This window comes from Streptosporangium sp. NPDC000239, from assembly GCF_040300765.1.
GTDB lineage: Bacteria > Actinomycetota > Actinomycetes > Streptosporangiales > Streptosporangiaceae > Streptosporangium.
Genome location: NZ_JBEPEI010000019.1, coordinates 69,714 through 94,426, shown reverse-complemented (window position 1 = coordinate 94,426; position 24,713 = coordinate 69,714). Strand labels below are relative to the sequence as shown.

At 72.5% G+C, this 24,713-nt stretch carries 26 protein-coding genes; 6 read left to right on the top strand and 20 right to left on the bottom strand.

Going from position 1 to position 24,713, the window contains the following annotated elements; all coding sequences use genetic code 11:
* Nucleotides 1-91: 91 nt before the first annotated feature.
* From ABT340_RS34145 to ABT340_RS34085, 13 genes are all read right to left on the bottom strand, one after another.
* Entirely contained in the window at nucleotides 92-3,094 is a 3,003-nt protein-coding gene (locus ABT340_RS34145) for an ATP-binding protein (protein WP_352015020.1), read from the bottom strand.
* 119 nt (nucleotides 3,095-3,213) lie between these two features.
* Nucleotides 3,214-3,978 (bottom strand): SDR family oxidoreductase, encoded by a 765-nt coding sequence (locus ABT340_RS34140; RefSeq protein WP_352015019.1) that lies wholly within the window; start codon nucleotides 3,976-3,978, stop codon nucleotides 3,214-3,216.
* 114 nt (nucleotides 3,979-4,092) lie between these two features.
* A complete protein-coding gene (locus ABT340_RS34135) occupies nucleotides 4,093-5,484 on the bottom strand; it encodes a hypothetical protein (protein WP_352015018.1) in 1,392 nt (463 codons plus the stop codon).
* Nucleotides 5,485-5,560: 76 nt separating this feature from the next.
* The gene (locus ABT340_RS34130; protein ID WP_352015017.1) at nucleotides 5,561-6,301 is read right to left on the bottom strand and encodes an alpha/beta fold hydrolase; all 741 of its coding nucleotides are present in this window, start codon (nucleotides 6,299-6,301) and stop codon (nucleotides 5,561-5,563) included.
* A gap of 125 nt (nucleotides 6,302-6,426) precedes the next feature.
* Nucleotides 6,427-7,383: a UDP-glucuronic acid decarboxylase family protein gene (locus tag ABT340_RS34125; protein ID WP_352015016.1), complete on the bottom strand. Its 957-nt coding sequence runs from the start codon at nucleotides 7,381-7,383 to the stop codon at nucleotides 6,427-6,429.
* Complete coding sequence (locus tag ABT340_RS34120; protein ID WP_352015015.1) at nucleotides 7,380-8,402, bottom strand: glycosyltransferase family 9 protein; 1,023 nt, start codon at nucleotides 8,400-8,402, stop codon at nucleotides 7,380-7,382. Before ABT340_RS34120 ends, ABT340_RS34125 begins: the two co-directional genes overlap by 4 nt.
* A 104-nt stretch (nucleotides 8,403-8,506) precedes the next feature.
* Nucleotides 8,507-9,187, bottom strand: coding sequence for an SDR family oxidoreductase (locus ABT340_RS34115; RefSeq protein WP_352015014.1), 681 nt, complete (start codon nucleotides 9,185-9,187; stop codon nucleotides 8,507-8,509).
* 18 nt (nucleotides 9,188-9,205) lie between these two features.
* The gene (gene rfaE2, locus ABT340_RS34110; protein ID WP_352015013.1) at nucleotides 9,206-10,588 is read right to left on the bottom strand and encodes a D-glycero-beta-D-manno-heptose 1-phosphate adenylyltransferase; all 1,383 of its coding nucleotides are present in this window, start codon (nucleotides 10,586-10,588) and stop codon (nucleotides 9,206-9,208) included.
* Complete coding sequence (locus tag ABT340_RS34105) at nucleotides 10,585-11,136, bottom strand: D-sedoheptulose-7-phosphate isomerase (RefSeq protein WP_352015012.1); 552 nt, start codon at nucleotides 11,134-11,136, stop codon at nucleotides 10,585-10,587. Before ABT340_RS34105 ends, rfaE2 begins: the two co-directional genes overlap by 4 nt.
* 6 nt (nucleotides 11,137-11,142) lie before the next feature.
* The gene (locus tag ABT340_RS34100; RefSeq protein ID WP_352015011.1) at nucleotides 11,143-12,336 is read right to left on the bottom strand and encodes a glycosyltransferase; all 1,194 of its coding nucleotides are present in this window, start codon (nucleotides 12,334-12,336) and stop codon (nucleotides 11,143-11,145) included.
* A complete protein-coding gene (locus tag ABT340_RS34095) occupies nucleotides 12,333-13,469 on the bottom strand; it encodes a glycosyltransferase family 9 protein (protein ID WP_352015010.1) in 1,137 nt (378 codons plus the stop codon). The genes ABT340_RS34100 and ABT340_RS34095 overlap by 4 nt, the downstream gene beginning before the upstream one ends.
* Entirely contained in the window at nucleotides 13,466-14,452 is a 987-nt protein-coding gene (locus ABT340_RS34090) for a glycosyltransferase family 2 protein (protein ID WP_352015009.1), read from the bottom strand. The genes ABT340_RS34095 and ABT340_RS34090 overlap by 4 nt, the downstream gene beginning before the upstream one ends.
* Nucleotides 14,449-16,089: a carbamoyltransferase family protein gene (locus ABT340_RS34085; protein ID WP_352015008.1), complete on the bottom strand. Its 1,641-nt coding sequence runs from the start codon at nucleotides 16,087-16,089 to the stop codon at nucleotides 14,449-14,451. The genes ABT340_RS34090 and ABT340_RS34085 overlap by 4 nt, the downstream gene beginning before the upstream one ends.
* Nucleotides 16,090-16,341: 252 nt before the next feature.
* Between ABT340_RS34085 and ABT340_RS34080 the strand changes: the two genes are divergently transcribed.
* Both ABT340_RS34080 and ABT340_RS34075 read left to right on the top strand, forming a co-directional pair.
* A complete protein-coding gene (locus ABT340_RS34080; RefSeq protein ID WP_352015007.1) occupies nucleotides 16,342-16,731 on the top strand; it encodes a hypothetical protein in 390 nt (129 codons plus the stop codon).
* Between the two features lie 93 nt (nucleotides 16,732-16,824).
* A complete protein-coding gene (locus ABT340_RS34075) occupies nucleotides 16,825-17,499 on the top strand; it encodes a DUF6766 family protein (RefSeq protein ID WP_352015006.1) in 675 nt (224 codons plus the stop codon).
* A 5-nt stretch (nucleotides 17,500-17,504) separates the two neighbouring features.
* On the opposite strand, the gene ABT340_RS34070 is transcribed toward ABT340_RS34075, so the two are convergent.
* The 3 genes from ABT340_RS34070 to ABT340_RS34060 all read right to left on the bottom strand — a co-directional run bounded on the left by ABT340_RS34070 (nucleotide 17,505) and on the right by ABT340_RS34060 (nucleotide 19,223).
* Complete coding sequence (locus ABT340_RS34070) at nucleotides 17,505-17,663, bottom strand: hypothetical protein (RefSeq protein WP_352015005.1); 159 nt, start codon at nucleotides 17,661-17,663, stop codon at nucleotides 17,505-17,507.
* 157 nt (nucleotides 17,664-17,820) lie between these two features.
* Nucleotides 17,821-18,273: a DUF6789 family protein gene (locus ABT340_RS34065; RefSeq protein ID WP_352015004.1), complete on the bottom strand. Its 453-nt coding sequence runs from the start codon at nucleotides 18,271-18,273 to the stop codon at nucleotides 17,821-17,823.
* Nucleotides 18,270-19,223 (bottom strand): LLM class F420-dependent oxidoreductase, encoded by a 954-nt coding sequence (locus ABT340_RS34060; RefSeq protein WP_352015003.1) that lies wholly within the window; start codon nucleotides 19,221-19,223, stop codon nucleotides 18,270-18,272. The genes ABT340_RS34065 and ABT340_RS34060 overlap by 4 nt, the downstream gene beginning before the upstream one ends.
* An 85-nt stretch (nucleotides 19,224-19,308) precedes the next feature.
* Here ABT340_RS34060 and ABT340_RS34055 point away from each other — a divergent pair, with 85 nt between their 5' ends.
* Both ABT340_RS34055 and ABT340_RS34050 read left to right on the top strand, forming a co-directional pair.
* Nucleotides 19,309-19,917 (top strand): MmyB family transcriptional regulator, encoded by a 609-nt coding sequence (locus ABT340_RS34055; protein ID WP_352015002.1) that lies wholly within the window; start codon nucleotides 19,309-19,311, stop codon nucleotides 19,915-19,917.
* 337 nt (nucleotides 19,918-20,254) lie between these two features.
* A complete protein-coding gene (locus ABT340_RS34050; RefSeq protein WP_352015001.1) occupies nucleotides 20,255-20,461 on the top strand; it encodes a cold-shock protein in 207 nt (68 codons plus the stop codon).
* 85 nt (nucleotides 20,462-20,546) lie between these two features.
* On the opposite strand, the gene ABT340_RS34045 is transcribed toward ABT340_RS34050, so the two are convergent.
* Nucleotides 20,547-21,143 (bottom strand): CGNR zinc finger domain-containing protein, encoded by a 597-nt coding sequence (locus ABT340_RS34045; RefSeq protein ID WP_352015000.1) that lies wholly within the window; start codon nucleotides 21,141-21,143, stop codon nucleotides 20,547-20,549.
* 62 nt (nucleotides 21,144-21,205) lie between these two features.
* Here ABT340_RS34045 and ABT340_RS34040 point away from each other — a divergent pair, with 62 nt between their 5' ends.
* The gene (locus ABT340_RS34040; protein ID WP_352014999.1) at nucleotides 21,206-21,595 is read left to right on the top strand and encodes a RidA family protein; all 390 of its coding nucleotides are present in this window, start codon (nucleotides 21,206-21,208) and stop codon (nucleotides 21,593-21,595) included.
* A 6-nt stretch (nucleotides 21,596-21,601) separates the two neighbouring features.
* Here the strand turns inward: ABT340_RS34040 and ABT340_RS34035 are convergent, their stop codons facing one another.
* A complete protein-coding gene (locus ABT340_RS34035; RefSeq protein WP_352014998.1) occupies nucleotides 21,602-22,369 on the bottom strand; it encodes a helix-turn-helix domain-containing protein in 768 nt (255 codons plus the stop codon).
* Between the two features lie 89 nt (nucleotides 22,370-22,458).
* On the opposite strand from ABT340_RS34035, the gene ABT340_RS34030 reads away from it, so the two are divergent.
* Nucleotides 22,459-22,848 carry a nuclear transport factor 2 family protein gene (locus ABT340_RS34030; protein ID WP_352014997.1) on the top strand — a complete coding sequence of 130 codons (390 nt, stop codon included), beginning with the start codon at nucleotides 22,459-22,461 and terminating at the stop codon, nucleotides 22,846-22,848.
* 159 nt (nucleotides 22,849-23,007) lie between these two features.
* Here the strand turns inward: ABT340_RS34030 and ABT340_RS34025 are convergent, their stop codons facing one another.
* Nucleotides 23,008-23,847 (bottom strand): SAM-dependent methyltransferase, encoded by an 840-nt coding sequence (locus ABT340_RS34025; protein WP_352014996.1) that lies wholly within the window; start codon nucleotides 23,845-23,847, stop codon nucleotides 23,008-23,010.
* Nucleotides 23,848-24,188: 341 nt separating this feature from the next.
* Nucleotides 24,189-24,671, bottom strand: a complete 483-nt coding sequence (locus ABT340_RS34020; RefSeq protein WP_352014995.1) for a cupin domain-containing protein — start codon at nucleotides 24,669-24,671, stop codon at nucleotides 24,189-24,191.
* Nucleotides 24,672-24,713 lie beyond the last annotated feature (42 nt).

Sequence of the window (24,713 nt, the reverse complement as noted above, 5' to 3'; positions counted from 1 at the left end):
GGTTCTTCGGAGCCCACACGGTGTTCGTCCTCGTTCCGGGAGCCGTCCTGAGCCTGCCGGCCTGGTTCCGAGGCCCGCATGACCACAGAGGTCACACCGCCCTGGCCCCGGAGCTCACCGCTTCGACAAGGCTCTCCGGCAGGCCGATCAGGCGCAGCGCGTCCGCCCCGGGGGCCCCGGTCACGGCCGTCGCGGACTCGGCGGCCTGCCGGAAACGCGCCCTGGCCGTGGCCCGGTCGCCACGCGTCTCGGCGAGGCTGCCGAGTCCGGCGAGCAGCCGTACCCGGTTGCCCACGCTCCTGATCCAGAGCGGGTCGATCAGCTCAAGCGCCTCGGTGTAGTGGCTCTCCGCCTCGGCGAGGTGGCCGTCCCGCAGGGCGATGTCCCCAAGCCCGCGCAGGGCGGCCCCGACGTAGTTCGAACTGCCCGCCCTCCGGGCCAGGGCGGCGGCCCTGTCGTAGTCGGCGCGGGCCGCGGCCAGGTCGGTCTCGACGAGCTGGTCACCCCGGTTGACCAGCAGGTCGGCGGCGTCCTCCAGGGCTCCGAGCTGGTCGGTGAGGTCGAGTGCCTCGTCGATCAACGCGACCGCCCGGGTACGGTCGCCACGCGCGACCGCCAGACCGGCGAGCGCGTCCAGGGCCAGCGCGGTACCCCACCGGTCGCCGAACGCGCGGAACTCCTCGACGGCCCCCTCCCAGACACGCGCGGCCTCCGCCATACCGGGCAGGCCGCTCTCGCCGAGGGAGTCGCCCTCGCCGAAGAACTCCCCCAGAGCCCCGAACCCCAGCACGTACCGGGCGACCGCCCGCGCCCACCCGTGAGGGCAGTCACGTTGGGCGGTGACCAGCGCGAACGTCTCCAGCGCGCCCTCCCCGCCCGTGTTGTGCATCATCCACAGCAGCAGGACGGCCGGATACCGCCCCGGCCGGTCGCCCGGCCACGCGGCGGCCAGCGCCCGCCCCGCCGCGGCGCGGTGCCGCCGCCACACCTCCCGGCCCCCGGGACCGGAGGCGGCCAGCAGCACGCACACCGCGTACTCCTCGCCGAGCCCGGCGGGCGGCCGTTCACCCATCACGTCGAGCAGCGCGACGGCGTACGGCGCGACCGAGAGGGAGACGCCGCGAATCCACAGGTAGGCCGAGGCCGTGGCGAGCAGCTCAAGGCCCACGGCCGTGTCCGAGGACTCGACGGCCCAGCGCACCGCCGCGGGCAGGTCGCCGTGCTCACGCGCCAGGACTCCGAGCCACTCCAGCTGCCGTGTCCGCAGCAGGTGCGGGGCGGCGGTCCTGAACAGGTCGAGGACGGCACGCGCGTGGGCACGCCGTACGGGCTCGGCCTCCCCGGCCGCGTCGAGCTGTTCCGCACCGTAGGCGCGGATGGTCTCCAACATCCGGTAACGCCCGCCGACGACCTCAAGAAGAGACTTGTCGACCAGGGATTCCAGCGTCTCGCCGTCGATGCCGCACACCCGTGACGCGGCCTCGGCGCTCGCGCCCCCGGTGAAGACGGTGAAACGCCGCGCGGCCCGCTGTTCGGCCTCCGGCAGCAGGTCCCAGCTCCACGCCACCACCGACCGCAGGGTCCTGTGCCGCTCCTGGGCGGTACGGCTGCCGCGTGCCGCGACGGCGAGCCGGTCGTCGAGCCGCCCCGCGAGGTCGTCGAGTTCCAGGGTGCGCAGCCTGGCCGCCGTGAGCTCGATGGCCAACGGCAGATTGTCGAGGGCCGCGCAGATCCGCCGCACGACCCGTTCGGTACCACCGTCGGCGGTGCCGACGGCCGGGGCGACGGCGAAGCCACGCCGTACGGCACGGGCCCGGTCGGTGAACAGCCGCACGGCCGCCTCGTCGTCGAGGGGCCGTACCTGCCACAGGTGCTCCCCGGTGATCCCGAGCGGTTCCCTGCTCGTCGCCAGCACCCGCAGCCGGGGGCAGGCGGCCAGCAGCCGGGCCGCCAGCGGAGCCACCTCCTCCACGAGGTGCTCGCAGTTGTCCAGGACGAGCAGGAGCACCCGGTCGGCGAGTGCCGCGATCAGGCGGTCGACCGGCCGCCGCTCACCGACCTCCAGACGCAGGCCGTTCTCCCGCAGGCCGAGCGCGCCCAGCAACGCCTGCGGCAGCTCGGCGCCGTCCCGCAGCGCGGCGAGCTCGACGAAGCACACGTCGTCGGCGGCCCTCCCCGAGGACCTGGCGCCCGCGGCGGGTCCGGCGACCCCCGGCGCCCCGGCGACCTCGACCGAGAGCCGTGTCTTACCGACGCCGCCGGGACCGACCAGGGTGACCAGCCGGGCCGTCCGCAGCAACTCGGCGACCTCGGCCACCTCCCCGGCCCGGCCGACGAAGGACGTCAGCTGGGCGGGCGGCGCGACGGGCGGGGGAGACGGGTCGGCGGCCAGCAGTTCCCGGTGCAGCGCGAGAAGTTCGGCCGAGGGGTCGGCGCCCAGCTCGTCGGCCAGGTGCCTCCTGGTCTCCTCGAACGCCGCCAGCGCCGCGGCCTGCCCGCCCTCGGCGAACAGCGCGCGCATCAGCAGCCCCGCCAGCCGTTCCCGCAGCGGGTGACGGCCGACCAGTTCCCGCAGCTCGGGCACGAGCGCGCGGTGCCCGCCGAGCCGCAGCTCGCCCTCCATCCGGTCCTCAAGCGCCGTGAGCCGTAGCTCCTCAAGACGGACGGCGGCCGGACTGCCGGTGAGGTCGGCCAGCGCGGGCCCCCGCCACAGCGCCAGCGCCTCCCGAAGGAGTGCCACCGCGCGTTCGGCGTCCTCCTCCCGCAGCGCGGCCCGCCCCTCACGTGCCAGCCGTTCGAACCGGAAGGCGTCCACGTCGTCACGGGGAACCACGATCCGGTAGCCCGCCCCGGCCCGTTCGATCGTCGCCGCCGTGCCGAGAGCCGTACGCAACCGGGACATCTGCGACTGCAGGGCGTGCGCGGACAGCGCCTCGTCGGGGTTGACCTCGTCGGCCAGCCGATCGGCGGAGACCACCTCACCGGGGTTCACCAGCAACAGCGCGAGCAACCCGCGACGGGCGGGACCTCCGAGCGGAATCTCACTCCCGTCATCGCGCCACGCACAGGTCTGCCCAAGGAGCCCAAACCGCATATAAGCGATTATCCCCGTTGCCGGTCTCCCGATCACGCGGGACCACGGCTGGAGAACAGGCCGGTCATCACGGTGCCTCCTGGGAGACGACCCGGGCCGTGACCGGCGCCGAAGGACGGTCACCCGATGGGACCGAGGTAGGTCCCTCCGGAGACGTCGATGGTCTGCCCGGTCACCCAGCGGCCCTGGGGGCTCGCCAGGAAGGCGACGACGTCGGCGACGTCCTCGGGCTCGCCGAGCCGTCCCAGCGCGGTGATGGCCTCGAACGCGGCGACCACCTCGGGGATGGACGTGTGACCCGCGGTCATGTCGGTCCGCACCACACCGGGCGCGACCGTGTTCACCGTGATCCCGCGCCCGCCCAGCTCGTTGGCCAGGGACGGCGCCATCGCCTCGATCGCCGCCTTGCTGACGGTGTAGCCGATCTGCATGGGGACCGCGATCCTGGTGGCCGTCGAACCCATGTTGACGACGCGGCCTCCGTCGTTCAGCAGCGGCAGCGCGCGCTGGATCACGAAGAACGGCGTGCTCACGTTGACCGCGAGCAGCCGCTCGAACTCCTCGGGGGTGACCTGGGAGATCGGGTTGATCGACGCGATGCCCGCGTTGTTGACCAGGATGTCCAGGCCACGCCCGGCCAGCCCCTCGGTCAGCCCCTCGAAGAGCAGGTCGATCGCGCCCGGCTCACCGAACCTGGCCCGTACGGCGAACGCCCGGCCGCCCTCCTTCTCGATCCGCGCCACCGTCTCGCGGGCCGCCGCGTCGTCACCGCCGTAGTGGACGGCGACCAGGGCCCCCTCGGCCGCCAGCCGTACCGCGACCGCCCTGCCGATGCCCCGCGAACCACCCGTGACCAGCGCCGTCTTGCCGGCGAGAACACCCATCAGAACTCCTCGGTCTCGGCCGGCCCTCGGTGTGGCCCGGCGACCCCCCAACCATGAAGCCCGCCCCTCACCGCGCCCTCACCACGGGCTCACCGCTCCTCCCCTGATACCGGGTCACTCATCGTCCTGGAGGGGTCCCAGCCGGGCTGTCAGGAAGGCCTCGGCGTCGGGCCAGGGGAGGGGCGGGGGGATCGGGTACGTCGTCCTGATTCTGCTGAGTTCCCGGTGGGCGCGGGCCAGGCCGGCGAAGTCGCGTGGGTAGGCCCGGGGATCGACGCCGGTGAACACGCCCACCTTCTCCGCCCGTGCCAGCACCTGACGCCACTGCTCGATCGAGGCCAGCCCGACGGACTCGACCCCGTGGGAGAACAGCAACAGCCTGATCTCGGCGAAGGGGTCGGAGCGGTCGAGATAGCCGGTCAGGCTCGCGAGTGAGGGCTCGGTGTTGAAGACCATCCAGTACGGCACCGACCCGCTGCGCAGCGTCCACCACGGTTCGAGGAGCAGGAAGCACTCGGCGAGCAGCCGGTCGGCGGGCAGGTCACGCCGTCGGTACCGGTCCCGGTAGAGGTCGGCGACCACGGGGCTGAGCTCCTCCGGCTCCGTGAAACGCAGCCGCAGCAGCCGCCAGCCGTTGCGGGCGGCCAGCTCCCGCAGGTCGGGAAGCAGTGAGGGCTCGAACCCCCATTCGGCCTCCGGGCTCTCCTCGTCAACCGGCGGGTAGTCCCACCCGCGATGCGGAGAGCCGTAGCGGCGTAGGTAGTCGGCGACGCGGGGGCCGCCCTCCTCGTACTCCCGTGGCGTCGCCCCGCCGAGCGCGCCGTGCTGGAAGACATGGCGGGGGCCGACCCGTGTCACCGGCCTGCGCAGGCCGCATTCGACGACCACCAGGGTCGCGCCGGGCTCCAGGCTCGCCTCAAGGAAACGCCGGTAGGCCTCGGGCAGCCGCCGCCACTTGACCCGGAAGTAGGTCATCCCCGCGATCATCAGCCGGTCCTGGTTGGCGTCGTGCATCTGGTGCAGGACGAGGTCCGGGTTCGCGCTGGTCAGAGCGTTTCCGGCCTCCTGGGTGGCGAGGAGGTCCCGGCGGGGTTCGTCCGGATGGACGCCGCGACGCCGTACCGGGATCAGGAGGGTCTGCGGCAGCCAGGGGGCGGCCACGGCGGCGGCCAGGTGGACCAGGGCGCCGTTGGACGACCCGACGAAGGCCACCTGGCCACGGCGCCGGGGGTAGTGGCCGGTGACCCACCGCGCCAGGTCGTCCGACCTGATGTCGCCGACCCGGTTGGGTGGTACGGCCTCGGCCCAACCACTGGCGGCGTAGGCCTTTTCCTGGAGCGGACGCGGAAGCCTGTTGGCCAGGCCGAGTACGGCGGAGGCCCACGGCTCCGCCCACGCGGGCCCCTGCCCGATGAGCGGCACGTCACGGCCGTGCAGGAAACGGGAGAGCGCGCGCAGCATGCCGGTCGCCGAGTCGAACGACGCCACGACCTTGCCCGGTTTCACGGCCCGACCTCCCTCGGAAGGTTCGTCACGGCCTGGCCGGGGAGAGGGCTGACAGGCGTCAGCCGGTGGGGCGCTCTCACGTTCGCACCTCCGCCAGGAAGTCCGTCACGATCCGGGCGAGACCCCGAGGGTCGCGGTAGGGCGTCATGTGGGGCAGCCCTTCCATGATCACCAGGCGTCCCCGTGGCAGCAGCCTGGTCGCCTCCTCCGCCCAGGGCTGGGGCACGAGCCTGTCGTACTCTCCCCGCACGACCAGGGTGGGAACGGTGACGAGGGGCAGTTTGTCCTCGATCCGGTCGCGGATCGACTCACCGAACGTCGCCAGCACCCGTCGTAGCCCCGCGTCGCGGTAGTCGGCCACGTTCAACGGCACCATCCGAGGGTCCTCCCGTACGGAGTTGCGCAGCCACTGACCGGCGAGTCGTACCGGGGAGCGGGAGTGCGGATCGACCGTGGGACCGGCCAGCACCAGGGCCGAGACCAGCTCGGGATGACGGACGGCGATGTCGACCACCACCTGGCAGCCGAAGGAGCCACCGAGCAGGCAGGGCCGTTCCAGTCCCGCCTCGGTCACCCAGGCGGCGACGACGTCGGCCAGAGCGGGCAGGGTCAGCGGGCGGGACGGCTTGGCGCTCGCCCCGAAGCCGGGCAGGTCGAGGGCCCACGTGTCGTGCCGCTCCCCGAGCGCGTCGACGAAGGGCAGCAGTTCCCTGCTGGACACCCCGGCCCCGTGGACACAGACGACGGCACCACCGGGACCCCGCCGACGGTGACCGGCGACGGTGAGCCCGTCGACGACGAGGTCCCGCCGGTTCACCCGCACCCGCACTCCCCTCCCCGAACCTTGTGGGCCCCAAGGGCCTTCGAGCCTTGTGAGTCCCGAGTTCCCGAGGCACTACCCCCGGTTCCGGCGGTGAATCGGTGAGACGCAGGCCCCGGAGCCTAGCTACGGGTGAGTTCCTCGGGGCGGTGGAGTTGGGCGGTGAACCAGTCGATGGTCCGGCGTAGTCCCTCGGCCGCCGGGACGGTGGCCTGCCAGCCCAGCCGGGCGGCGGCCAGGCCGGTGTCCGGGCGGCGCACGGCCGGGTCGTCGGTCGGGCGGGGGACGAAGACGATCGGTGAGGACGATCCGGCCAGGTCACGGATGGTGTGGGCCAGTTCGAGCATGGTCACCTCGGCGGGGTTGCCGATGTTGACCGGGCCCGCGAAGTCACTGTCGGCCAGGGCCAGGATGCCGGCGACGGTGTCGTCGACGTAGCAGATGGAGCGGGTCTGGGAGCCGTCGCCGGTCACGGTGATCGGCTCGCCGTGCAGGGCCTGGCGGATGAAGGTGGGGATGGCGCGGCCGTCGTACGGACGCATCCGGGGACCGTAGGTGTTGAAGATCCGCACGATCGCGGTGTCGGTGCCCGCGGCGTTGCGGTAGGCGGTGGCCAGGGACTCGGCGAAACGTTTGGCCTCGTCGTAGACACTGCGCGGGCCGACAGGGTTGACGTTGCCCCAGTAGGTCTCGCTCTGCGGGTGTTGCAGGGGGTCGCCGTAGACCTCGCTGGTTGAGGTCAGCACGAAACGGGCGTGCTTCTCCTTGGCCAGGCCCAGGGCGTGCAGGGTGCCCAGGCTGCCGACCTTGAGGGTGTCGATGGGGTGGCGCAGGTAGTCGACGGGGGAGGCGGCCGAGGCCAGGTGAAGGACGAGGTCCACGGCACCGGGAACATGGACGAAGCCGGTCAGATCGGTCTCGATGAGCCGGAAGGCGGGCCGGCCCATGAGGTGTTCGACGTTGCCGGGCGATCCGGTCAGGAAGTTGTCCATGCAGATCACCTCGTCGCCACGGGCCAGGAGGCGTTCGCACAGATGGGAGCCGAGGAATCCGGCTCCTCCGGTGACCAGGACTCTCATGATGGGCTCCTTTCCTCTGCGGCCGGCAGGGTGGCGATGGCGGCCAGGACGTCGGCGGGGCTGATGGTCAGCAGACCGGGGTCGGGCCGGGTCGCGAAGGGGTCGCCGGTGCGGCCGCGCCAGAGCACCACGTGGTGCCCTCTCCCGGGCGGGGGACCCCAGCGGGCGGGCGGGGTGGGGCCGAAGAGCACGACAGAGGGGGTGGACAGCGCGGTGGCCAGGTGCGCGACCCCGGTGTCCCCGCACACCACCAGCCGTGCCGTCCCGACCAGCGCCGCCAGCCGCTCCAGTCCGGTACGGCCCGCGAGCACGGCTTCGCGAGGCAGCCCGGCGAGGGCGGCCACGGTGTGGGCGAGGTCGCGTTCGGCGGCGTCCCCGGTGATGAGAACGCGGTGGCCGTCATCGGCGAGGGCGGCGGCGACCTGGGCGAACCGGTCGGGGGGCCAGCGGCGGGCGGGAAAGGCCGCCCCGGGATGGACGATCACATGCCCCGGCCTTTCGGCCTCCCCGGCCCATCCGGCGTTCACGGCCGTGCCCGCCGACCCGGCGACTTCGACGCCTCCGGTGAGCCCGGCCGGTTCGGCCTCCCCGGTCGTCTCGACGGACGGAACGGGCAGTGCCAGGTCGGCGGGGTCGGCGGCGATGCCGTACCACTCAAGCAGGGCGCACCAGCGCTCCACCTCGTGCCGGTCGTCCCGCCAGGCGGGGCCGGACACCTCCGGCAGGGTGGGATGGGAGTGGGTGAGCAACCGGCCGGGGGCGGTGCGCAGCAGCGCCGTGGTGCTCTGCGGTCCCGCGCCGTGCAGGTTGACCGCCACCTCGGCCCCGAGGAAGGGGACGGGCCCGGGGCCGTGGACGTTCAGGACCTCGTCGACGGCGCCGGTCAGCCGGGCCAGCCCGGCCAGTACGGCGGGCGCGGCCAGCACGATCCGGTGCCGGGGCCAGGCACGGCGCAGGCCGCGCAACGCCGGTACGGCGGTCAGCAGGTCGCCAAGGCCCAGGCCCCGCAGCACCAGCACCGTCGGCTCACCCGCATGCCGCGGCCCGGGAACCCCGGTGCCCGAAGGTCCCGGGACGGGCGGCGGTGCGCCTGCCGGGAACCGGCTCCGGGGATCGGGGGCGGTCACGGCCAGGAGGCCTCGGTCGAGGGGCACACGACCAGTTCCCTGACCTCGCATCCCGGCGGCTGGGACAGCGCGAACAGCACGGTGGCGGCCACGTCCTCCGGCGGGTTGAGCAGGGTGTCGGGGCCCGGTTTGTACTGCTCGGTGCGGCCGTCGAAGAACGGGGTGCGCATCCCGCCGGGCACCAGCAGCGTCACCCCGACCCGTCCGGCCAGTTCCGCGGCCAGGGCGCGGGTGAACCCGACCACCCCGAACTTGGAGGCGCAGTAGGCGGTCGCGTCGCTGAGTGCCCGCAGCCCCAGCGTGGAGGCGCAGGTCACCACCCGTCCCCGGGAGGCGGTCAGGTACGGCAGTGCGGCCCGGACGACCGTGGCGGTGCCGATCAGGTTGACCTGGACGACCCGTTCCCAGGCGTCGGCGGGCACGTCCTCCAGCCGCCCGCAGGCGTCGATCCCGGCGGCGGTGACGACCCCGTCCAGACCTCCGGCGTGGTCGGCAAGTTCGGCCACGGCCCGTTCGGTCTGGGCGCGGTCGGTCAGGTCGGCGATCACGTGGTCGAAGCCGTTCTCCGGCGGGTTGACGTCCACGACCAGAGGACTGCCGCCCTCCTTGGCGACCGCGACGGCCACCGCCCGGCCAAGCCCGGACGCTCCACCGGTTATCAGGATATTTCCAAGCATGTGAACCTCTTCTCAACGTCAGGAACGAGTGGCGCGCAGGGCGGTGATCAGCCCGGTGGTCGAGTAGCCGGGCACGGTCGGCAGGATCACGACGTCGCCGCCGCAGCGCCGTACGGTGTCGGCCTCGGGAAGGTCGGCCTCGGTGTAGTCGCCGCCCTTGACCCACACCTCGGGCCGGAGCCGTTCGACGACGGCGGAGGGCGTGTCCTCGCCGAAGACGACGACCGCGTCGACGCACTCCAGCGCCCGCAGCACCTCGACACGATCCTGCTGGGCGATGACGGGACGGCCGGGGCCCTTCAGACGCCGTACCGACGCGTCGGAGTTGACGCACACGACCAGCGCGTCCCCGAGAGCCCTGGCACGGCGGAGCAGGCTGACGTGACCGGCGTGCAACAGGTCGAAGCACCCCCCGGTCGCCACGAGCCTGCCACCGGAGGCCCGGACGAGGGCGGCCGCGTCCGCGCCGTTCGCCGACACGCGGGGCGGGGGGACGCCGGCGGGGGAGACGGACCGGACCGCCGCCGCCCCTCCGGCCTTCACGAACCGGGTGGCCTCGCCGACCGCCGCGGTGACCGCCTCCTCGACGGGCACGCCGCCCGCCAGGGCGAGGGTCGCGGAGACGGCGAACCTGTCGCCCGCGCCGCACGGGTCACGCCCGCAGGCCACGTCGGGCGGCGCGATACGGACGTGCCTGCCGTCCCGGCGCGCCAGCACGGCTCCCCGGTCTCCCAGGGTGACGGCCACCGCCCCCACCCCGAGTTCACCGGCCAGCCGCAGGGCGACGTCCTCCGGCGTCGCGTACGGCCGCCCGCACAGCCTGGTGGCCTCGGCCTCGTTCGGCGTGGTGAGGGCGCAGCCCGGCAGCGGGACGGCGCCGCGCGGATGCGGATCCCACACGATCGGGGCGTGGAGACCCTCAAGAAGGAGGTCCTCCAGCAGGGGACGGCACACCTCGGCGACACCGCGCCCGTAGTCGGAGACCAGGACCGCCCGCGCGCCGCGCAGCACCGCCGACAGGCGCCGCCGGAGCACCCGGTCCGTTCCGATCCTGGCCAGGCCGTCGCCCGAGTCGATCCTGACCAGGGTCTGGCCCCCCGCCCTGACCCGGGTCTTGCGGACGGTTGCGCCCCGCAGCGGCAGCCGTACCACCCGGACGCCCTCGGGGAGCAGACCCGTCAGGTGACGGCCCGAGGTGTCGTCCGCGAGGGCGGTGACCAGGGTCACCTCGGCGCCGTCGCGGGCGGCGAGCAGCGCGGCGAGCCCGGCCCCGCCCGGACGCCGGTGCTCCACACGCACGTCGACGACGGGCGCCGGAGCCTCAGGGCAGAGCCGTTCCGCGCTGCCCTCGATGTCCACGTCGAGCAGGCAGTCGCCGACGATCACGATCGGGCCCGTCACGAGTGGTCCTCCTCGATCACGTCGCAGAGCATGTGGATCACCGCGAGGTGCACCTCCTGCACGGTGGCCACGTCCTGGACCGGGACCGCCAGCGTCTCGTCGCACAGCTCGGCCAGCGGGTTGGGGGCCGGGCCGGTCAGCGCCCACGTGGTCAGCCCGCACTCCCGCCCGGCCTGCGCCGCGGCCAGCACGTTGCCGCTGGCGCCGCTGGTCGACAGGCACATCAGCACGTCCCCCGGCCTGCCGTGCGCGCGCACCTGGCGGGCGTAGGCCTCCTGGGTGCCGAAGTCGTTGGCGATCGCGGTGAGGCTTGAGGTGTCGGCGTGCAGCGGGATCGCCGCGTACGGCCGCCGGTCGGCGCGGTAGCGGCCGACCAGTTCGGCGCTCAGATGCTGCGCCTCCGCGGCGGAACCACCGTTTCCGCAGGTCAGCAACCGGCCTCCGCCGTTGAGCACCGCGGCGAGCTTGCTGCCCCACGCCTGGATTCTGGAGGTCTCCCGGTCGACGGAGACCAGGGTCGTGCTCAGCCGGAACAGATGAGGATGCATGTCCGCTCAACCTTCCGCGACGGCGAGCCGGTCGAGCCGGCCGCTGATCAGAGCCTGGTAGACCGACTCGGTCTGGGCCGCGATCCGCGGCCATCCGTACCGCTCCCTGGCCCGCCGTACCCCGGCGGCGGCGAGCCGTTCGCGCAGGCCCTGGCGGGCCAGCAGGTCGTTCAGGGCACGGGCCAGGGCGTACGGCCTGCGCGGCGGCACCAGCAGCCCGCACCCGGCCACCGTGTCCAGGTGTCCGCCGACCGCCGAGGCGATCACCGGAACCCCGCACGCCATCGCCTCGACCGGCACGATGCCGAACGGCTCGTACCACGGCACGGTCACCAGCACGTCGGCCGAGCGCAGCAGCGCGGGCACCTCTCCCCGGCTCACGCTGCCGACCAGGCGGACCCGCCCGGCCAGCCCGTACCCGGCGACCAGGAGCCGCAGCCGCCCGACCTCCTCGTCGTCGGGGGAGCCGCCGACGATCACCAGTTCGGCGTCGGGCACCCGGCGCAGTGCGCGGATGACCGTGTCGACGCCCTTGCGGGCGACCATCCGGCCGATGCTCAGCACACGGGGACGCCCACCGGCCGGGGCGGCGGGACCGTCGGGGTGGAAGCGTTCCAGATCGACCCCGCACGGTACGACCGTGACCTTCCTGTCCGGGATCCCCATCGCCCGCAGTTCGGTGACCTCGTCGGAACAGGTGGCCACGATCGCCGCGGCCCGCCGTCCGATGTCGGTCTCCGTCGCGATCCGCTCGGGCGGGCTGGTGTCGGCGGCGCCCTGCCAGCGTCGCTTGACGGTGCCCAGCGCGTGGAAGGTCTGCACCACGGGAACCCCGGCCTCACCGGCGGCCGTCAGCGTGGCCATGCCGCTCATCCAGAAGTGCGCGTGCGCCACGTCCGGCGGTTCGGCGGTCCAGCGGCGCGTCAGGTGGGCCGCGAAGGCGGGCATGTGCGGTGGCAGGTCGTCCTTGGGGATCGGCCTGGCCGGTCCGGCGCTCACGTGTTCGACACTCACCCCGGGCGCCATGACCACCGTTTCCGGCAGGCCGGGGGCGTCCCGGCGGGTGTAGACGACGACCTCGTGGCCGCGACCGGCCAGGGCGGTGGCCAGGGCCGCGACGTGGACGTTCTGCCCACCGGCGTCCACGCCGCCGATCGTCGCCAGTGGGCTGGCATGCTCGGAGACCAGGGCGATCCTCATGACGCCTCCTCCTTCACCGTCAGACGGCGTACCGTGTCCTCTTCGTCCTCGCCCTCCTCCACCCAGTCCTGCGGCGCCGCCAACCGGCGTACCGCGTCGACGACCTGGGCCGGGGTCACCGAGGACAGGCACGGGTGCCCGGCGACCGGGCAGACCTGGGCCCGGCTGCCCCGGCAGGGCGCGTGCTGGTCCCCGAGCAGGGTCACCGCCACCCCGTAGGGCGCCCACCGGGCGGCGGGGACGGTCGGGGCGAACAGGCTGACCACCGGGGTCGCGACCGCGGCGGCCAGGTGCGCGGGCCCGGTGTTGGCGACCACCACCGCCTCCGCCCCGGCCAGCACCCCGGCGAGCTCCGCCAGCGAGGTCCTGCCGCCCAGGTCCACGGCGTGTGATCCGGCGACCCGCGCGGTGAGCGCCGTCTCGCCGGGGGTTCCGGTGACCACGACCCGGTACCCGGCCGCGGCCAGGTGCCGCACCGCCCGCTCGCAGTGGTCGGCCGGCCAGGCGCGGGCCGGTACCGAGGCCCCCGGGTGCACGACCACGTACCCGGCGGGCCCGGTCAGGTGCCCGACCGGGGGCAGCGGATGCCGTACGGCCAGCCGCCCGTCGTCGCCGGGAGGCAGCTCGAACCCGGCGGCACGGGCCAGGGCGAGCATCCGTTCGGCCTCGGGGACGTCCACCTCCTCGTCGACCGTGTGCCGCACGTCCAGCAGGGAGCCGGGGTAGTCGTTGCTGATCGCGGCGATCCTGGGCACCCCGGCCAGTCGCAGCAGCGCCGCCAGCGGCAGCGCCGACTGGTGGAAGGAGGTGAGGATCAACGCCTGCCGCGGCGCCACCCGCCGGACGGCCTCGATCAGCCGGGCGGCGTGCTCGCCGGTCAGGGGCGGCGGGGCCGGGTCGATCCACGGGGTGCGCCACCGGATCACCTGGTCGACCCCGGGCAGCAGTTCGGCCGCGGCCTGCCCGTTCGGTCCGGCCAGCACGACCACCCTGGCGGCGTGGTTGGCCACCGCCCGGATCGCGGGACCGGCCAGCAGCACGTCCCCCGCGTTGTCCGTCCGCGCCACCAGGACCGTCCCGGTCCGCGACCACGGAGCCGAGAGCGCCTTCGCGGCGGAGGACGAGGCGGTCATCGGCGCACCCGCCATTCGCCGCGCAGCCGATGGGCGCACGCGGCCGGCGGGATGAGCACGCTCGTGACCGTCATCCGCCTGATCTCCTCGCCGGTGCGCGGCCCCGGGGCGATCCGCGCCCAGGCGAACTCGGCGGTCAACGCCAGCCACCCGGCCCCGGCCAGTACCGCGCCGCCCCGCAGGGCGCGGGCGGCGCGGCCGTCGCTCCCCAGGGCGAGCGCGCCCGCCAGCAGGCCCACCAGTCCGAGGCCGGTGGTCAGCGCGTGCCTGCCGAGCCGTCCCCCGCCCTCGCCGACGGCCGTCCGCCAGCCGGGGCCGTGCACCCGGCGCATCAACGCGTCGTCGGCGTTGCCCCGCTGACGGCGCAGGCTGGCCCACGGCCCGTCGTCACGGACCGGGTGCCGCACCAGCCGTTCGCCCCGCACCAGCAGCCAGCCCGCCGTACGCAGCCGCAACGCCAGGTCGGCGTCCTCGCGGTAGGCCCGTGGGAAGCGCTCGTCGAAGCCGTTGACCTTCTCCAGCGCCGCCCGCCGGTAGGCCATGTCGGCGGTGATCCACGCGGCCCCCGCCAGGCCGGCGGTGTTGCGTTCGTCGTCGGTCGGCGCCCTGCCCTGCGGCAGCGGTACCTCGACCCGGCCCTGGCTGCCGGCCGCCTCCTCGGGCAGGCCGGCCAGGTCGGCCGTCACCGCCCGCGCCCAGCCGGGCGCCGGGACCACGTCGTCGTCAAGGAACACCACCCACGGCGTCCCGGCCGCCCGCCACCCGGCGTTGCGCGCCGCCGCGGGGCCCCGGCCGCCCGAGCGCACCACCCGCACCCGGTCCGACCCGGCCCCCGGCAGCTCGCCGACGGCCGTAGGGGGGCGGTCGTCGACCACGACGACCTCCACGTCCGCGCCGAGCGCGGCCAGTGTCGTGGCCAGGCTGGGACGGCCGATCGTGGGAATCACCACCGTGAATTCGCCGGGGGTCTCCGAAGCGCTCATGTGGCGAACACCGCCTCCCGGCGCACGAGGTACGGCCCCAGCACCAGCACGTCCACCGGCGCCGAGCCGAAGCACTCAAGGGCGTCGCGGGGATCGTCGACCATCGGCCTGCCCGCGGTGTTCAGGCTCGTGTTCACCACCACCGGCACCCCGGTCCGGTTCGCGAACTCCTCAAGCATCCGCGCGAGCAGCGGTTCGGTCTCCCGTTCCACGGTCTGCACCCGGGCCGTGCCGTCCACGTGCACGACCGCCGGGATGCGCTCCCGCCACACCGGGTCCACGTCGTGCACGAACAGCATGTACGGACTCGGCAGCGGCCCCCGGGTGAAGATCTCGCCCGCTCGTTCGGCCAGCACCATCGGCGCCACGGGCCGGAACTGCTCACGGCCCTTGACCTCGTTCAACCGTTCGGTGTTGCCCGCCCTGCCCGGGTGCGCCAGCAGCGAGCGCCGTCCCAGCGCCCGTGGGCCGTACTCGCTGCGGCCCTGGAACCACGCCACGATCCGGTCGGCGGCCAGCTCGGCCGCGACCGTCGCCGCCACGTCCGCCGGCTCCTCGTACGGCACGTGCGCCGCCCGCAGCCAGGCCGCCAGCTCCGCGTCCGACCACTCGCGGCCCAGGTCCGCTCCCGGCATCGGCGCGGCCGGTTCGCCGAACTCCCGCGCCAGGTGCAACGCCCCGCCCAGGGCGGTTCCCGCGTCCCCGGCGGCGGGCTGCACCCACACCCGTTCGAACGGGCCCCGTTCGGCCAGGTAGGTGTTGGCCACGCAGTTCAGCGCCACCCCACCGGCCATCGTCAGCACGCGCCGCCCGGTCCGTTCGTGCAGCCAGCAGGCCAGTTCGAGCAGCACCTCCTCAAGCCGGGTCTGCACACTGGCCGCCAGGTCCGCGTGCTCCTCGCCCCAGTCGTGTCCCGGCCGCAACGCCTTGGCGTACGCCGCCCAGTCGATCGGCTCGACGCGGAACCCGCCGTCCCCGGTGGTGTAGATCAGCTCCCGCAGCTCGTCCAGGAAACGGGGCGCGCCGTAGGAGGCGAGCGCCATCACCTTGTACTCGTCGCTGGAGCGCATGAACCCCAGGTGCTCGGTGACCGCCTCGTACATCAGCCCCAGCGAGTGCGGCAGTTCCTGGGCGGCGAGCACCCGCAGCCGCCCGTCCTCGTACACTCCGGCCAGGTGCGAGAGGGCCTCTCCCCGCCCGTCGCACACCAGCACCGCCGCGTCCTCGTACGGCGCGGCCAGCCCGGCGGAGGCCGCGTGCGCCACGTGGTGGGGCACGTACCGCACCTGTGCCGCGTCCAGTCCCGGCAGCACTCCCGCCAGGAACGCCGGGGCCCGCCGCGCGTACGTGGTGCGCAGTTCCTCCCACCGCTCGTCCAGTCCGGCCTGACCCGGCCGTACCAGGTTCGGGTCGTAGGAGTAGGCGACCGCGTCCAGGTCCTCCGGGCGCAGCCCCGCCCGTTCCAGGCACCAGGCCGCCGCCTTTTCGGGCAGCTCCCACGCCGAGAACGGCACCGGCCGTTTACCGTGTTTGCGCCGGCTGAACCGTTCCTCCTCCGCCGCGGCGACCACCTCACCGTCGACGATCAACGCCGCCGCCGGATCATGAAAGATCGCATTGATCCCGAGAAATCTCATAGGTCCACCTCTCCTACGCACCGGATAACTACCGACGAAGTCCTCCTCAAAACCGACAAATCAAGAAAAATCATGAAAATGATCGGATATTAGATATATGTGGATTTCTATAGTTAATCGAGGTTTACTGTCGGAAATGGCGAACGACAAGGCGTTCTTCGGGAAAGCATCGGGAATGATCACCCGCGTCGGACGGTGATCGCAGCCGGGGGCAACGGGTGAGGTACGGGAAAGCTCGGGTAGGGGGGTCGGGTGAACGTCCGAGCCGTACCGGTGATCGCGCTGGCCCTCACGCTGGGCCTGTCGGGATGCGCCACAGAGGGAAAGAGCGCCGCGGAGCGGACCGTCGAGCGCTTCTACACCGCCGTCCGCGACCACGACGGGCAGCGCGCCTGCACCCTGCTGGCCCCCGAGGCGGTCGAGGGGCTGCGCACCGGCGGTGAGGTCTGCGCCAAGGCCGTCCTCGGCCTCGACCTGCCCGGCGGGCAGGTGCGCGAGACCGCCGTCTGGGGAGACGAGGCCCAGGTACGGCTCACGCACGACACCGTCTTCCTGCACCGCTTCCCCCTGGGCTGGCTGGTGCGGGCGGCCGGGTGCAGGTCACGGGGTGACCTGCCGTACAGCTGTGAGGTGAAGACCTGAGATGCGCGCCATGTTCGTCGTCACGATGACCGTCATCACGGCCGGGCTGGTCTACTTCTTCGCCATCGGCCTGCTGCAGCGTTAGGGGGCGCCGTGAGACGTTTCGTGCGGGACAACGCGTTGAGCCTGTTCTTCCTGGTGGCCTTCCTGCTGGCGGTCGTCGGGCAGTCCGTCGCGGGGGTGGCGGACGCCAACGCCGACCAGCTCGCCAACGGCGGGTCGGCCGTCTCCTGGTGGCAGTACGTCACCTCCTCCGACTTCGCCGTCGACGTGGCGGAGAACTGGCAGTCGGAGTACCTCCAGTTCCTGCTGTTCATCGTCATCACCGTCTGGCTGGTGCAGCGGGGCTCACCCGAGTCGAAGAAACCGGGTGAGGAGGGCACGGGAAGCGACGCCGAGCAGAAGGTCGGGCGGCACACCGTGCCCGGCAGTCCCGAATGGGCCGGGGCGACCGGGCTGCGCCAGACGCTGTACGGGAACTCCCTCGGCCTGCTGATGGGGGCGATCTTCGTGCTGTCCTGGCTGGCCCAGGCGGTCGCGGGCACCGCGAGTTACAACCGCCGCCAGTTGTCACAGCTGCAGGACCCGGTGAGCCTGGGAGGGTACGTCGCCTCCCCGGACTTCTGGAACCGTACGCTGCAGAACTGGCAGTCGGAGCTGCTGGCCGTACTGTCGATGGTGGTGCTCTCGATCTACCTGCGTCAGCGTGGCTCACCGGAGTCCAAGCCCGTCGGCACCCCGCACGAGGAGACCTCAACGGAGAACTGAGCGTCTCAGGGCTTGGGCGTGTCCTTCCGGTCGTCGGGGACGTTCGGCTCGGGGCCTTCTGGGTCGATGCCGACGGGGGCGTCCGCTCCCGCGGCGTTCTCCCGGTCGTCCGGCACCTGGGCCGGAGGCTGTGGCGAGGTGTCCTCGGGGTCCGTCTCGGTCATCGTGATTTCTCCGTTCCGCTTTGCGGCCTTCCATTGCCGGGCGATCGAAATGTTGTCCGGGGGTCGATCTCCGGAATTGTCGATGGTGCGGCCCAGCCATCGATACCCCGACATATACGCATTTCGCATATGCCGCTATGAAATAATGGGAAAAGTTCTACCGATCGTGTCGGTCACGGAACCTGTTCAGCACCGCCGCGAGGGTGATGCCGTAGACCACGTGCCCGACGGCCATGACCGCCGGGCGCCCCGGCCGGTCCGCGGAGATCGGTGGCAGGGCCGTCACCCCCGGTACCCACCCCTGGTAACTGGCCAGCCAGATCGCCAGGCCGTACCCGATCCCGACCGGCACCGGAGTCCGGTGCCCCCTGCTGACCAGGCGGAACAGCGCCCCCGCCGTCATCCCGAAGCCGAAGTGGGCCAGGGCGCCCAGCACGCCCTCACCCGGTTTCCTGCGGTGCGGGTGGCCGGGCAGGACGGCGCGGGCGATGTGCTTGGGCGGCTGGTCCGCCATCAGCCCCGCCCGGCTCCCCGCCAGCATCACCGCGCTCATCGCGGCGGTGGCCAGCGCGCCGCCGACCCCGCCTTCGAGCAGCCCCCGCCCGTTCATGTCAGCTCCGGCAGGACCTGGGCGGCGTAGAAGTCGAAGAAGGCGTCCTGGTCGGGGCCGATCTGGTTGACGTAGACCTCGTCGAACCCGGCGTCGACGTACTGGCGGATGGCGGCCAGATGCCGCCGCGGGTCGGGACCGCAGGGGGAGGAGGCGACCGCGTCGTCCTCCCCGACCATCTCGGCGAGCTGCGCGAAGTGCCGGGGCAGCGGCAACAGCTGCGACGCCTCCCCCTTGATGCCCTGCGTCGGCCACAGCCGGTGCACGTGCGAGCGCGCCTGCGCCTCGTCGGAGGCGTAACAGACCTTCAGCCCGCCCTGCGTCGTCTTGCCCGCGCCACCCGACTTGTGGAACGTCTCCACCAGTTCGGCGCTGGGACCGGTGGTGATGAAGCCGTCACCGATCCGCCCGGCCAGCTCGGCGGAGTGCTCGCCGAGACCGGACACGTAGATCTCGGGGGGCTCGTCGGGCAGGGTGTAGAGCCTGGCGGTGTCCACCTCGTAGTACTGGCCGCGATGGGTGACCAGCTCGCCGCTCCACAGCCACCGCATGAGCTCGACGGCCTCGGCGAGCATCTCCATCCGTACGGCCGCCGGCGGCCACCGGTCGCCGAGGATGTGCTCGTTGAGCGCCTCGCCGGTCCCCACCCCAAGCCGGAACCGGCCCTCGGTGAGCACGGCGCTGGTGGCGGCGGCCTGGGCGACGACCGCCGGGTGGATCCGCACCAGGGGACAGGTGACGGCGGTGGTGATGGGCAGCGAGACGGCCTGGGAGAGGGCGCCGATCACGCTCCACACGAACGGGCTCTGACCTTGCTCGTCGAGCCACGGGTGATAGTGGTCGGAGATCCACAGGGCCTGGAACCCGGCCTGTTCGGCCAGCTTGGCCTGCCGTACCAGCTCCTTCGGATCGTGTTCCTCACAGCTCAGGAAATAGCCGAACCTGGTCATCGTCGGCTCCCTTCGACGGGGTGGTCCTTCCCCTACCCCGCCCGTCGGGGTGAAACAGATCAGCCGGTGAATAGCCTCTGGAGGCATGTACCCGAGTTCCGCTCTTGGTGAGTTCCTCCGTTCACGTCGGGCCAGGCTCAGGCCGCAGGACGTGGGGCTGAGCGCCGGAGTGAGGAACCGGCGGGTCGAGGGGCTGCGCAGGGAGGAGCTCGCCTCCCTCGCCGGGGTCAGCGTCGGCTACTGCACGCGGCTCGAACAGGGCCAGAGCCCGGACGTCTCCGAGAAGGTCCTGGACTCCGTGGCCCGCGTCCTTGGGCTGAACGGCGAGGAGGTCGCCCACCTGCACCGGCTGGCCAGGGCCTCCCGGGGCGGGGAGCGGGCCAGGCCGGAACGGCTGCGCCCCGGGGTGCGGCTCATGGTGGACTCCCTCACCGAGATGCCCGCCATCGCGGTGGGCAGGCGGGGCGACATCCTGGCGTGGAACCGCCTGGCGCACGCCCTGCTCGCGCCGCACCGGCCGTTCGAGGGGGAGGAGAGGCCGAACTTCGTCCTCATCGACTTCCTGGAGACCGAGTTCTCCCGTGGGCTCCACGTCGACTGGGAGCAGAAGGCCCGCGACTCGACGACCAGGAAGACGCCGGGAAGGACCACCGCGGCCGACAGCGCCAGGACATCGCCGGTGGAGACGCCGTAGACCAGGGCGAACAGCCCTCCGCCGGTCGGGCCGGACGACCAGTGGTCCAGATCCCCGTCCCCAGCGGCCCGAGGGCCGCGGCCGGGGGACGCGGACCGTCCGCTGCTCGACACCCGGGGATCGTGTCCACCCCGAGTACGCGGACCATCCCCACGGCTGTGATACGTTGATGGTAGTTGCAGTTTTGGTACCCATGATGAACTTGTGTGCACCTGACGGTTTGTAGCGTCGGGTGCATTTTTTGTTTACCGGTCTTCTCCGGTGTGGGCTTATCACGGCGACGCGAAATTCGTGTCAGTACGGATTTCGGCTCTACACCTACCAAGAGGAGATCAATATGGCTTCCGGCACCGTGAAGTGGTTCAACGCGGAAAAGGGCTTCGGCTTCATCGAGCAGGACGGCGGCGGCGCCGACGTCTTCGCCCACTACTCCAACATCGTCGGCCAGGGCGGCTACCGCGAGCTGCGCGAGGGCCAGAAGGTGACCTTCGACGTCACGCAGGGCCAGAAGGGCCCGCAGGCCGAGAACATCGTCGCCTCCTGACGACGAACACCGGGATCAGGGCCCGCGCCTTCACGGCGCGGGCCCTTTTTCCTTTTCACCAACGGAATCGCGTCTCCCACCGAGGTCACGGGGTACGGCGGGCACGCAGGGCCCGGACCTTGTGGCGGTTGCCACAGCGCTCCATCGAGCACCAGCGCCGGGCACCGGGCCGGGAGGAGTCGACGAAGACCAGCGGGCAGGTCTCGCTGGCGCACTCACGGAAGCGCTCGGCCAGCGGCCCGGACAGCAGCTCGATCATCTCCCGGGCCATCGTGGACAGCGCCTGGGACGCCAGAACCGGCGCCGCCCACCCGACGGTCGTGCCGTTCCCGGTGAGTTCGGGGACCAGCGGCGGTGAGGCGGCGGTCCGGTTGACGGCCGCGACCGCCTCGGCGGGCAGCGGGCGGTACGCCGCCCTGGCCCGTGCCGCCTCCCAGATCGCCTGGCGGAGGGTCTTGGCCGCGACCAGGTCGTCGGCTGTCACGGGGGCCGTGACGACCGCGTCCAACGGCGGCTGGGCCAGCCATTCGACCAGGTCGGTCGACTCATGGAGGGTCTCGAACACCGCGTAGCGGCCTTCGCCCCCGGTGTAGGCGAAATCCAGGCAGACGGCGCCCGCGTCGAAGCGGAAGGAGCCGCCCTTGGGGTCGTGGAGCACCCGTCCGGTTGCGTTCGTGCGCATGTAACCACTATAACTGGTGTCAGTCGAAACCGGTATTACCGGTGTCATGCAGGAGGAAACACATGGGCGTCCGGCACATCAACCCCGAGGGTCTCCACCGCAGCCCGGCCTTCAGCCAGGCCGTCGTGGTCGAGCAGCCGACGAAGACCATCTACATCGGCGGCCAGAACGGCGTCGGCCCCGACGGCAAGGTCGTCGGCCCCACGGTCGGGGAGCAGGCCGCGCAGATCTTCCACAACCTCTCGACCATCCTGGAGAGCGAGGGGGCGACGCTGGCGAACATCGTGCACTGGACCATCGCCGTGGTCGACGGCCACTCCTTCGACGAGGGCGTGGCGGCCTTCCGTCAGGTCTGGAACTTCGCCGCCCCGCCGCCCGCCATCACGCTCCACATCGTCGCCGGTCTCAACCCCGGATGCCTCGTGGAGATCGACGCCGTCGCCGTCGTGTGACCCCGGTCAGAGGTCGAGCCCGGTGAAGTAGGCGGCGGTCTCCGCGTCCGCCGGGTAGTACGACTCGATCGAGACCTCCTCCAGTGTGATGTCCAGCGGGGTGCCGAACGTGGTGACGGTCGAGAACAGCCGCAGCTCCCGGCCGTCGAAACGGAAGATCATCGGAGTCGCGACCTCGGACCCGGCCCGATGGACCACCTCCGCACCCCCGGGGGCCAGCAGTTCCTCGTGGAGCGCGGCCAACCCGGGGTCGGGGGCGACCGCGAGCTGACGGGAGATCCGGACACGCAGCAGCGAGCGCACCTCCGCCAGGTTCACGATGAACGGGGCGAGTCCACGCGGATCAAGCCCCAGCCGCACCATGTTGACCGGCGGGCGGAGCAGCTCGGGGGCGACGCGCGCGAGAAACGGGGCGACGGCGCGGTTGGTCAGCACGATGTCCCACCGGCGGTCGACGACCAGCGCGGGGTACGGCTCGTGCGCGCGCAACACCCTTTCGACCGCCTCCCGGGCCGCGGGCAGCGCGTCCCCGTCGAGCGGCCGTTCCGGGTAACGGGGGGCGAAACCGGCGGCGAGCAGTAGCCGGTTGCGCTCACGCAACGGCACGTCGAGCTGCTCGGCGAGCCGAATGACCATGTCGGCGCTCGGGCGGGACCTCCCGGTCTCCACCAGACTGACGTGCCGGGCCGAGACGTCGGCGGCGATCGACAGATCGAGCTGGCTGAGCCCGCGGCGGTGCCGCCACTGCCGCAACAGTTCCCCGACCGTGCGCATGGCCGCCGACACTAGCCCTCCTGCGGGCCGTACGCCATGAAACGGCATTTCATCGACAACCCCGGCGGGGGTGGGAACACTGGCGACCCATGACCACAGGTAACAAAGGTGTCGTGGAACGGGCGCTGACTGCCCTGGTCGCGACCGGAGACGTCGACGCGCTCGCGCCACTGCTGAGCGACGGCTTCGTCCACCACCGGCCGGACGCGACCTCGAAGAACAAGACGGAGTGGCTCGCCGCAGTCGGCGCCGCGCTCGGCCCGCTCACCGGCATGCGGGTCGAGGTACGGCACCTGCTGGAATCCGGCGACCACGTCGTGATGCACTCGCTGCGCCGGCTTCCCGGAACCGGGCCGGAGATCGCCGTCGTCGACATCTGGCGCCTCGACGACGGGCTGATCGCCGAGGCGTGGGAGATCATCGAACCGGTGTCCCAGGCCGCGGCCAACCTGACCTGGTGGGCGCCGACCGGCCGCTGACCCGGCCTACGCGGGCTGCCGGGCCGTACAGCAGGCGGTATGGGGAGCGCCGGGCCGTACGCGGGGGCCAGGGGAGCGCCGGGTGGACCGGAGAACGGAGTCGCGAGTTCGCACGGCGAGCCGTCGCCGTACGAGTCGGCACCGTCAGCCGGTGTCCGGTCAGGGCTTGCGGCCCACCGCGGCGTACATGTTGGTCGCGGTGTCCGGGAGGGGCTGCTCGCCGGGGGTGGGGTGCCAGCGCGGCATCGGGACGATCCCCGGGTCGAGCAGTTCAAGGCCGGAGAACAACCGTTCGACCTCGGCGCGTCCCCGCAGATACATGGGGATGCCGCGCTCGGTGTACTCGCGGGCGAGCCGTTCGGACTCGGGGGCCAGCTCGCCGGTCGGGATGGTGATGGCGAGGTGGCTGCCCGGGGCGAGCGGTTCGAGGAGCGACTCCACCACCCCCTGGGCGTCCTCGACGAACTGGAGCATCGCGATCAGGGTGAGCGCGACCGGCTGGGAGAAGTCGATCACCTCGTGGAGTGTGGCGTCACCGAGAAGCGCCTCGGGGGTGCGCATGTCGGCCTGGATGTAGGCGATGCGCCCCTCGGGCGTGCCGGTCAGCAGGGCACGCGCGTGCAACAGCACGATGAGGTCGTTGTCGACGTAGACGACACGCGCGTCCGGCGCGGTCTCCTGGACCACCTGGTGCAGGTTCGGCGAGGAGGGGATGCCGGTGCCGATGTCGACGAACTGCCGTACGCCCAGGCCGGTGAGGTGACGGGCCATCCGGTGCATGCAGGCCCGGTTGGCCAGCATCGAGGTGCGCAGCCCGGGCCAGTCGGCCAGCACCTTGGCCGCGGTCTCCCGGTCAGGGGCGAAGTTGTCCTTGCCTCCCATGATGTAGTCGTAGACCCGGGCCGAGTGCGGCCGGTTGGTCTGCAGATCGACCGAGGCGATCCGGTCCTGGGGGGCGTCCGACATCTGTGACCACTGCCTTCCACTCGCTCCTGCCATAGTGTCATGATCGCGCACGCAAGATCGTCTTTCGTCCACGAATCACGGTTCACCCCTTCGTATCCCACCTTTCCCTCCCCCTGGGAAGGGGAATTCGGGTGAAGATCGAATGACGAAGGCCAGAGCCGCGGCGACCAGTGGAAAGACCGCGACGGCCACCAGCGCGCCGCCTGCCCTCCGGCCGCGAGCACGAAAACCACCGCCAGCGCGGCGACGGCGGAGTCCACGCCCGCGAGCAGGACCACGGCGACCACCGCCATGCCTCAGACCACCGGGCAACAGTCCTCCGAGCCGGAGAGCCGTCGACAGCGTCCCGAACCGCGGCCCGGCCACGAGGGTGCTCATCGGACGTCCCTGCCGGTTTCGTCGACGAAGTGGACGTCGTAGCGTTCCTGCTCGGACAACAGGCCGTCGAAGGGCTCCAGCCCGTGCTGGACGCGCCCCAGCCGCCGGAAGTATCCGAAACGTTCGACCCCCGGCGTCAGAACGGACAGCACGTCGGCCTCGGAGCCGGGCGCCGCGCCGAACGCGTGGGGCAGCCACGGCGGCACGACGACCAGCCCGCCCGCGGAGACCGTCACCCGCTCATCCCCCAGGAGGAACTCCATGTCCCCGGCCAGGACGTGGAACAGCTCGGTGGAGCGGGAGTGGAAATGGAGGCGGGCGCCGCCGCGTCCCCTCCCCAGCCTCAGCCGGTTGGCGCCGAGCGCGCCCGCGGTGTGGCTCGCGTCGGCGAGCAGCGTGAACGCGCCACCCGCGGGGAGGTCGACGACCTCCGCGGCGTCGGCGGGCATGACGAAGGCGGGTGAACCGGTGACGGTCATGTGGACTCCTGATGAGTTCTCCCGGAAACAGGGACCGGGATC